Origin of the sequence: Pseudofrankia inefficax (assembly GCF_000166135.1) — a bacterium.
Lineage (GTDB): Bacteria > Actinomycetota > Actinomycetes > Frankiales > Frankiaceae > Pseudofrankia > Pseudofrankia inefficax.
This window is the reverse complement of record NC_014666.1, coordinates 3,847,087-3,854,746: the sequence shown is the minus strand read 5'-3', so window position 1 is coordinate 3,854,746 and position 7,660 is coordinate 3,847,087. Positions and strand designations below refer to the sequence as shown.

General features: G+C 72.3%; 6 protein-coding genes and 1 pseudogene. 5 read left to right on the top strand and 2 right to left on the bottom strand.

Going from position 1 to position 7,660, the window contains the following annotated elements; genetic code table 11:
* The first annotated feature begins 47 nt into the window (after positions 1–47).
* Positions 48–1,016, top strand: a complete 969-nt coding sequence (locus FRAEUI1C_RS15720) for an aldo/keto reductase (protein ID WP_013424298.1) — start codon at positions 48–50, stop codon at positions 1,014–1,016.
* An 89-nt stretch (positions 1,017–1,105) separates the two neighbouring features.
* On the opposite strand, the gene FRAEUI1C_RS40225 is transcribed toward FRAEUI1C_RS15720, so the two are convergent.
* Positions 1,106–1,267, bottom strand: a complete 162-nt coding sequence (locus FRAEUI1C_RS40225; protein ID WP_013424297.1) for a hypothetical protein — start codon at positions 1,265–1,267, stop codon at positions 1,106–1,108.
* A 270-nt stretch (positions 1,268–1,537) separates the two neighbouring features.
* Here FRAEUI1C_RS40225 and FRAEUI1C_RS15715 point away from each other — a divergent pair, with 270 nt between their 5' ends.
* The 4 genes and pseudogenes from FRAEUI1C_RS15715 to FRAEUI1C_RS15700 all read left to right on the top strand — a co-directional run bounded on the left by FRAEUI1C_RS15715 (position 1,538) and on the right by FRAEUI1C_RS15700 (position 6,424).
* Complete coding sequence (locus FRAEUI1C_RS15715; protein WP_013424296.1) at positions 1,538–2,755, top strand: CaiB/BaiF CoA transferase family protein; 1,218 nt, start codon at positions 1,538–1,540, stop codon at positions 2,753–2,755.
* An 88-nt stretch (positions 2,756–2,843) separates the two neighbouring features.
* Positions 2,844–4,103: pseudogene (locus tag FRAEUI1C_RS15710) on the top strand (amidohydrolase family protein).
* A 105-nt stretch (positions 4,104–4,208) separates the two neighbouring features.
* The gene (locus FRAEUI1C_RS15705; protein ID WP_157734952.1) at positions 4,209–5,420 is read left to right on the top strand and encodes an acyl-CoA dehydrogenase family protein; all 1,212 of its coding nucleotides are present in this window, start codon (positions 4,209–4,211) and stop codon (positions 5,418–5,420) included.
* The gene (locus FRAEUI1C_RS15700) at positions 5,417–6,424 is read left to right on the top strand and encodes an acyl-CoA dehydrogenase family protein (protein ID WP_013424294.1); all 1,008 of its coding nucleotides are present in this window, start codon (positions 5,417–5,419) and stop codon (positions 6,422–6,424) included. The genes FRAEUI1C_RS15705 and FRAEUI1C_RS15700 overlap by 4 nt, the downstream gene beginning before the upstream one ends.
* Here the strand turns inward: FRAEUI1C_RS15700 and FRAEUI1C_RS15695 are convergent.
* On the bottom strand, positions 6,408–7,625 hold the full coding sequence (locus tag FRAEUI1C_RS15695) for an amidohydrolase family protein (protein WP_013424293.1): 1,218 nt from the start codon (positions 7,623–7,625) through the stop codon (positions 6,408–6,410). The genes FRAEUI1C_RS15700 and FRAEUI1C_RS15695 overlap by 17 nt on opposite strands.
* Positions 7,626–7,660 lie beyond the last annotated feature (35 nt).

Sequence of the window (7,660 nt, the reverse complement as noted above, 5' to 3'; positions counted from 1 at the left end):
ACCTGCCACGGCGCCGCCCACCCACGGCGGCACGGAAGGACCTGACCATGAAGCACGCCAAGCTGGGCGACCTCGACGTCTCACGGATCGGCCTGGGCGCGATGGGCATGTCGACCGCGTACATCGGCCCGGGCGACGACGTCGAGTCGATCCGGACCATCCACCGGGCCCTGGACCTCGGGGTCACCTTCCTGGACACCGCCGAGGTGTACGGGCCGTACGTCAACGAGGAGCTGGTGGGCCGGGCGCTGAAGGGCCACCGGGACGACGTGGTGCTCGCGACGAAGTTCGGCCTGATCTCCCACACCGGTCGCGACGGGGCCGACAGCAGCCCGGCGAGCATCCGGACCGCCGTCGAGGGCTCGCTGCGCCGGCTGGGCACCGACCGCATCGACCTCTACTACCAGCACCGGGTCGACCCCCGGACACCGATCGAGGACACCATCGGCGCCCTGGCCGAGCTGGTCGCCGCGGGGAAGATCCGCCACATCGGGCTCTCCGAGGCCGGGGTGAGCACGATCCGGCGGGCCCACGCCGTCCACCCGGTCACCGCGCTGCAGTCGGAGTACTCCCTGTGGACCCGCGACCCGGAGCCCGCGGTGCTGCCGGTGCTGCGCGAGCTGGGCATCGGCTTCGTGCCGTACTCGCCGCTGGGCCGCGGCTTCCTCACCGGCCAGATCCGCTCGGTCGGCGAGATCGACGACGCCGACTTCCGGCGGAGCAACCCCCGGTTCTCCGCCGAGAACTTCGAGCGGAACCTGCGCAGCGCCGACGAGGTCGGGGCCGTCGCCGCCGAGGTGGGCGCCACCCCGGCCCAGGTGGCGTTGGCCTGGCTGCTGGCCAAGGGCGACGACATCGCCCCGATCCCCGGCACCAAGCGCGTCGCGCGGGTCGAGGAGAACGCCGCCGCCGACCAGGTCACGCTGAGCCCCGCGCAGCTCGACCGCCTCGACCGGATCCCCCCGGCCGCCGGCGACCACCACAACGAGGAGCAGATGCGGATGATCGAGCGCTGACCGGGCCGAGGCGCGCGGCCGGCTGGTTCAGGCGAAGCCGGCAGTCCGGCCGGCGCCGGTCAGGCGGAGCTGGTTCAGGCGCTGTTCGTTCAGGCCGAGTTGGTGGTGTCGGTGACGACGGTGGACAGGCCGTTGCCGAGCGCGCCGAGCCAGCCGGCCGCCGTGTGCAGGAACGCCGCGGCCTCGGTCGGCGCGGTCACGACGTAGAAGGCCACGAAGATCCAGAACGCCCAGGGCAGTACAGCCTTCATCGTCGCGCCAACCTTCCGCAGACAGTCTGTCGCTGAAACATAACCGTCCGTCACCAGTGGCGCTGCCTCGCGAGCCGGTGGCCGCCCGCGACGAGCCCCCGGCCTTGCCAGTGCGGGCGTGGACCACTATCTTCGCCAACATCGAGGTCGATGTCGACTTTGAAACCAACGTCCTGATCGGATCACGCACCGGGCCTGGTAGCGGGCCGGATCACGACGAGGGCCGACGCCTCGCCACGGGTACCCCGCACAGACCGCCGGAGGACTTGCATGACCGCAATCATGACGGGCGTCCGCGTGCTCGAGGTGGCCGAGCACACGTTCGTCCCGGCCGCTTCGGCGCTGCTCGCCGACTGGGGCGCCGAGGTCATCAAGATCGAGCATGTCGAACGCGGCGACGCGATGCGCGGCCTCGCCTCGACCGGCACCGCCCCCATCGCTGGCGGGGTCCACGTGTTGCTGGAGCACTCGAACCGCGGCAAGCGCAGCCTGGCCCTCGACCTCACGACCGAGCAGGGCCTGAAGATCCTCTACGAGCTCGCCGCGACCTGCGACATCTTCCTGACCAACAAACTGCCCAGCGTCCGGACGAAGCTCAGGATCGACGTCGAGGACATCCGCGCCCACAACCCGACCATCATCTACGCGCGCGGCGTCGGCCAGGGCGAACGCGGGCCGGACGCCGACCGGGGCTCCTACGACTTCCTCGCCTTCTGGGGCCGGGCCGGCATCGCCGCGGCGATGATGATGGACGACGGCCCCGGGCGGGTGCCGTTCCCGCCGGCACCCGGCTTCGGCGACTCGATCGGCGCGATGACCATCGCCGGCGGCCTGATGGGCGCGCTGTTCCACCGCGAGCGCACCGGCCACGCCGCGATCGTGGACGTCTCCCTGATGGGAGCGGGCATGTGGTCGATGGGCCAGGCGATCGCGCTGTCGGGGCAACTCGGCATCCCGTGGGCGCAGCCGCCCGGCGGGCGGACCGGCAACCCGCTGGTCAACAGCTACGAGACCAGCGACGGCCGTTTCCTGAGCTTCTCCTGCCTGCAGGTCACCCGGTACTGGGCCGAGCTGTGCGGCCTCGTCGGCCGCCCGGACCTCGCCACCGACCCGCGCTTCGCCGACTTCGCCACGATCAGCGCCAACGCCGCCGAGGCCACCAAGGAGCTGCGCGCGGTGTTCGGGAGCGCGCCGCTGGCCGAGTGGCGCGACCGGCTGCGCCCGTTCAGCGGCCAGTGGACGGCCGTCCAGACCACGCTGGAGGCCATCACGGACCCGCAGGCGGTCGCGAACGGCTACGTCCAGTCCCTGGAGAACGCCGCCGGCACTCCGTTCCAGCTGGTCGCCGCGCCGGTCCAGTTCGACGAGCAGCCGGCCCAGCCCGGCCGCGCCCCCGAGCTCAACGAGCACGGCGACGCGATCCTCGCCGAGCTCGGCTACGACTGGGACACCGTCGTCGCCCTCAAGGTCGACGGCGTCGTCGCCTGACCCGAACCCCACAGACGTCGAACGCCCGGACACCGAACGCCCAGACGCTGACCGCCACAGACGCCAAAGCCACAGAGGAGTGACGACCATGAGGGTCGAGGACATGATCCTGGTCAGCATCGACGACCACGTCGTCGAGCCGCCCGACATGTTCACCCGGCACGTGCCCGCGAAGTGGGCCGACCAGGCGCCGAAGGTCGTCACCACCGAGGACGGCTTCCAGTCCTGGGAGTTCAACGGCAACCGGACCGGGACGCTGTCCCTGAACGCGGTGGTGTCGTGGCCGCCGGAGGAGTGGGGGCTCGACCCCGCCGGCTACGCCGAGATGCGGCCCGGCGCCTACGACATCCACGAGCGGGTCCGCGACATGAACCGCAACGGGATCTTCGCGTCGATGTGCTTCCCGACGTTCCCCGGCTTCAGCGCGGGCAACCTGAACCGGGGCCGCGACGAGGTCGCCTACGCGATGGTCCAGGCCTACAACGACTGGCACATCGACGAGTGGGCCACGGCCTACCCCGGTCGCTTCATCCCGCTCGCCCTGCTGCCGACCTGGGACAGCGCGCTGATGGTGGCCGAGATCCGGCGGGTGTCGGCCAAGGGCTGCCGGGCCGTGTCGATGCCCGAGCTGCCGCACATCGAGGGCCTGCCGAGCTATCACGACCTCGGCCACTGGGGCCCGGTGTTCGAGGCGCTCAGCGACACCGGCATGGTCATGTGCCTGCACATCGGCCAGGGGTTCGGCGCCCTCAAGCAGCCGTCGGACGCCCCGATCGACAACTTCATCATCCTGGCGACCCAGGTGTCGACGCTCGCCGCCCAGGACCTGCTGTGGGGCCCGGCCATGCGGAACTACCCGAGCCTGAAGATCGCCTGGTCGGAGGCGGGGATCGGCTGGATCCCCTTCTACCTCAGCCGCTGCGACCGGCACTACCTCAACTAGCGCTGGCTGCGCCGCGACTTCGGCGGCAAGCTGCCGAGTGAGGTCTTCCGGGACCACTCGCTCGCCTGCTACGTCACCGACCCCGTCGCGCTGAAGGTCCGCCACGACATCGGCATCGACATCATCGCCTGGGAGTGCGACTATCCGCACTCCGACTCGATCTGGCCGGACGCCCCCGAGCAGGTCATGGCCGAGATGACCGACGCCGGCGCCTCCGACGACGACATCAACAAGATCACCTGGCAGAACTCCTGCCGGTTCTTCGACTGGGACCCCTTCCGTGGCCTCGCCCACGAGCAGGCGACGGTCGGCGCGCTGCGGGCCCAGGCGACCGACGTCGACGTCAGGGTCCGGACCCGCAAGGAATGGGCGGCCCGCTACGCCGCGCAGGCGGCGTCCGCCTGAATTCGGGCCGCGCGAGCGCGCCGCGACGGCGCCGGCCAGGCGTTTCGCGCCGAGCCGGCGCCGTCCGGATTGCGCGATCAGGACCCAATGTCTATATTGACGTCAATGTTGCATTTCACCCCGGGTCAGGGCGACGACGTATCGCGTGACGGCGATCCGCACCCGGCCGCGCCCGGTGTCGGTGATCCGCGTGCCGATCCACTCGGGTTCGCGGCCGCCTTCGAGCAGTGGGCGGCCGCTGGCCCGGCGGCGCTGCGCGCGGCGGCCCGGCCGATCGCCGAGTACGCCGACCGGGTGACGGCGACGTCCGCCCTGATGCGGGTCCTCTTCGACGAGGGCTGGTCCCGCTACGGCTGGCCGGTCGAGCTGGGCGGCCTCGGTGGCGCGATCCAGCACCGAGCCGCGCTGTGGGACGTGCTCGCGCGGGCCGGCCTGCCGACGATGGCGCTGTACGAGCACCTGGAGATCCTGGCGCCGACGCTCGCGGCGCTGGGCGAGCCCGCGTTCGTCGCCGAGGTGCTCCCCCGGTTCCTGCGCGGCGACGAGACCTGGTCGCAGGGCTTCTCCGAGCCCGAGGCCGGCTCCGACCTGGCGAGCCTGCGGACCAGGGCGGTCCCCGCCGAGGGCGGCTACGTGGTCACCGGCCGCAAGATCTGGACGAGCTGGGCCCGCTACGCCACCTGGTGCCTGGTGCTGGCCCGCACCGGGACGCCGGCCGAGCGCCACCGCGGGCTGACCGCGTTCGCCGTCGACCTGCGCTCCCCCGGGGTCGAGGTCCGGGTGATCGAGCAGGCGAACGGCACCGATGAGCTGGCCGAGGTCACCTTCGACGACGTGCACGTCCCGGCCGGCCGGATCGTCGGCGCGCCGGGCGGCGGCTGGGCCGTGGCGATGCACATCCTCAGCAGCGAGCGCGGGACGCTCGCCTGGTTCAAGCACTGCTTCTTCCAGCGCCGGCTCCAGGAGCACCTGGAGCAGGTCGGGCCCGGCGCGGCGGCGTTCGACGGCGAACTGGGCGCGGCCGTCCTCGACCTGGCGGCCGTGCGGGCCACCAGCTTCGACGGGCTGCTCGCGCACGCCGCCGGCGCGACGCTCGGCCCGCGCGCCGCGTTCGTGAAGCTCCTGCTGTGCGCCAGCGAGCGTTCGGTCGGCGACTGGATGCTCGCGGCCGACCCCGACCTCGCCATCGGCATCCAGGACGACGAGGTCGCCGTGGCCCGACAGGACTACCTGTTCTCGCGGATCGTCACCGTCTACGGGGGCTCCCAGCAGATGCAGCTCGACACGATCGCCAAGCAGATCCTGCGGCTCCCATGACGGGCACCACGACCGGCCCCGCGCGCGCCGACGAGGACGCGTTTCTCGCGGCGGCGTGCCTCGCGCTGCGCGCCCCGGGCGAGGACGACCCGGACGCGGGCCGCGAGGACCCGCTGGACACGCTCGGCTGGTGGGATCTGCTCACCGACCTGGCGGACCCCGAGACCCGCGCGGCCGTCTTCACCCTGTTCCGCGCCCAGGGCCGGGAGCTGGCCAGCTCCGCAGCGCTCGGCGCGCTGCTCGCGGAGCCGTTCCGTCCCGCGACCGGTCTGGCGGCCGGCACGATGATCGCCACCGTCACCCGGCAGTCTGGACGTCATGGCCCGCGTCACGTCGTCCTCGGGGACGCGACGGGCAGGCATCTGCTCGTCGACCGGCCCGGCGACGGCGCCGTCGTCCTCGCGGCGGCCGACGTCCCCCTGCGGCCCGTCGCCATCGCCGGCCGGCTCGCCGTCCACGAACTCGACCCGGACGCGGCCACGGCCGTGATCACGCTCGACGAGAGCACGGCCGCGGCGGCCCGGGCCAGGAGCCTGTTCCTCGGCCGGGTGGCCCTCGCCAGTGAGATCCTCGGCGCGGCGGAGACCGCGCTCGCGGACGCGGTCGCCTACGCCGGCACCCGCGAGCAGTTCGGCCGGCCGATCGGGACGTTCCAGGCCGTCCGCCACCTGCTCGCGGCCGCCGCCACCGACGCCGCCGCGCTGGCGAGCGTCACCGCGCAGGCGGTCAGCCTCGACGCGGCCGCTCCCCCGCACCACGACGAGGTCGTCAAGGCGCTCGCCGGGCGCAACGGGCGGCTCGTCTGCGAACGGGCCCTGCAGGTGCTCGGCGGCATCGGCTTCACCAGCGAGCACAGCCACCACCACCTCCACAGCCGCGTGCTCGCCCTCGACGCGCTGCTGGGCACCTCGGCCGCGCTCACGCACGGCCTCGGTGCCCGGCTGCGCCAGACCCGCGGCGACACCGCCGTGCCGCTCGCGGCGCTGCTCAGCGCGGGAAGGTGAGCTCCCGCGCGTTGTCGTAGAGGATCCGCTGCTGCTCTGCCGGGGTGAAGCCGGCGACGTTGGCCAGGAAGTGCTTCGGGGTGGGAAACCCCTCGCCGTGCGGCCAGTCGGAGCCGAAGAGGATCCGCTCGACGGGGAGGTAGCGGGACAGGTCGCGCACGTCCTCCTCGACGAAGGGCGCGACCCAGCAGTGCTCGATGAACTGGTCGCGCGGGCTGGTCCTGAACGCCTCGCCGTGCCCCAGGTAGTCCAGGGACAGCAGCAGCGACGGCACCCAGGCGCAGCCGTTCTCGATGTAGGCGACCTTCAGCGCGGGGAACCGCTCGAAGAGCCGGTGGGCGACGAGGACGTAGGCGAAGTCGTGCACCGTCCGGTGCTTCATCAGGCCGGAGAAGGTCGAGGACTGGCCCAGGTGCGCGGTGTCGCCTGGGGCGATGCCCGCCATGTGGGCCTCGCCCCACACCGAGGCCATCAGGTCCGTCACCGGCGTGTACGTCTCGTCCTGGCCGTCATGCGTGGCGACGACGACCCCGGCCTCGGCCGCCAGGCCCCAGAAACCGTCGAACATCGGGTCGGCGGGCGACCGGTTGCCGGACCGGGTCACCGCGGCCCCGTGGCGGATGTTCACGACGCGGGCGCCCCGGTCGAGGCACCAGCGCAGCTCCCGGACGGTCTCGTCCGGGTCGCACATGGTGATGAACGGGACGCCGAAGATCCGGTCCTGGTAGGCGAAGCCCCACTGCTCGTCGAGCCACCGGTTGAAGGCCCGGTAGCACTCGATCGCGGCCTCGAGGTCGGTGTGCAGCAGCGGCTCGATCACGACACCCTGGGAGGGGAACAGCCAGGTCGCGTCGAGGCCCTGGGAGTCCATCACCTTCAGGCGGGCCTCGCGCTCGTACCAGTCCGGATGGTCCGCGGCCTGCTCGGTGAAGCCCGAGAGGAACACGTCGCGGCTGGTCCCGCCCTTGAAGTAGTCCAGGAACGCGCCGGGCAGCGGGCGCGGGTGCACGTCGGCGGGGCCGGGGAGCCACTCGGTCTGCTGGCCGTCGACCAGATACCGCAGGACCCCGTCCACCTCCTTCACCTGCACGCCGCGGTCGGCGAACTTCGGGTCGCGGTGACGGGTGAAGGCGTCGGTCGTCTCCCAGTAGTGGTTGTCCGCGTCGAACAGCTTCGGGGCGGTCGCACCGGTCTCGGTCATCAGGTGATCCTCACTGGGCGCTGTGCGGTTCTAGG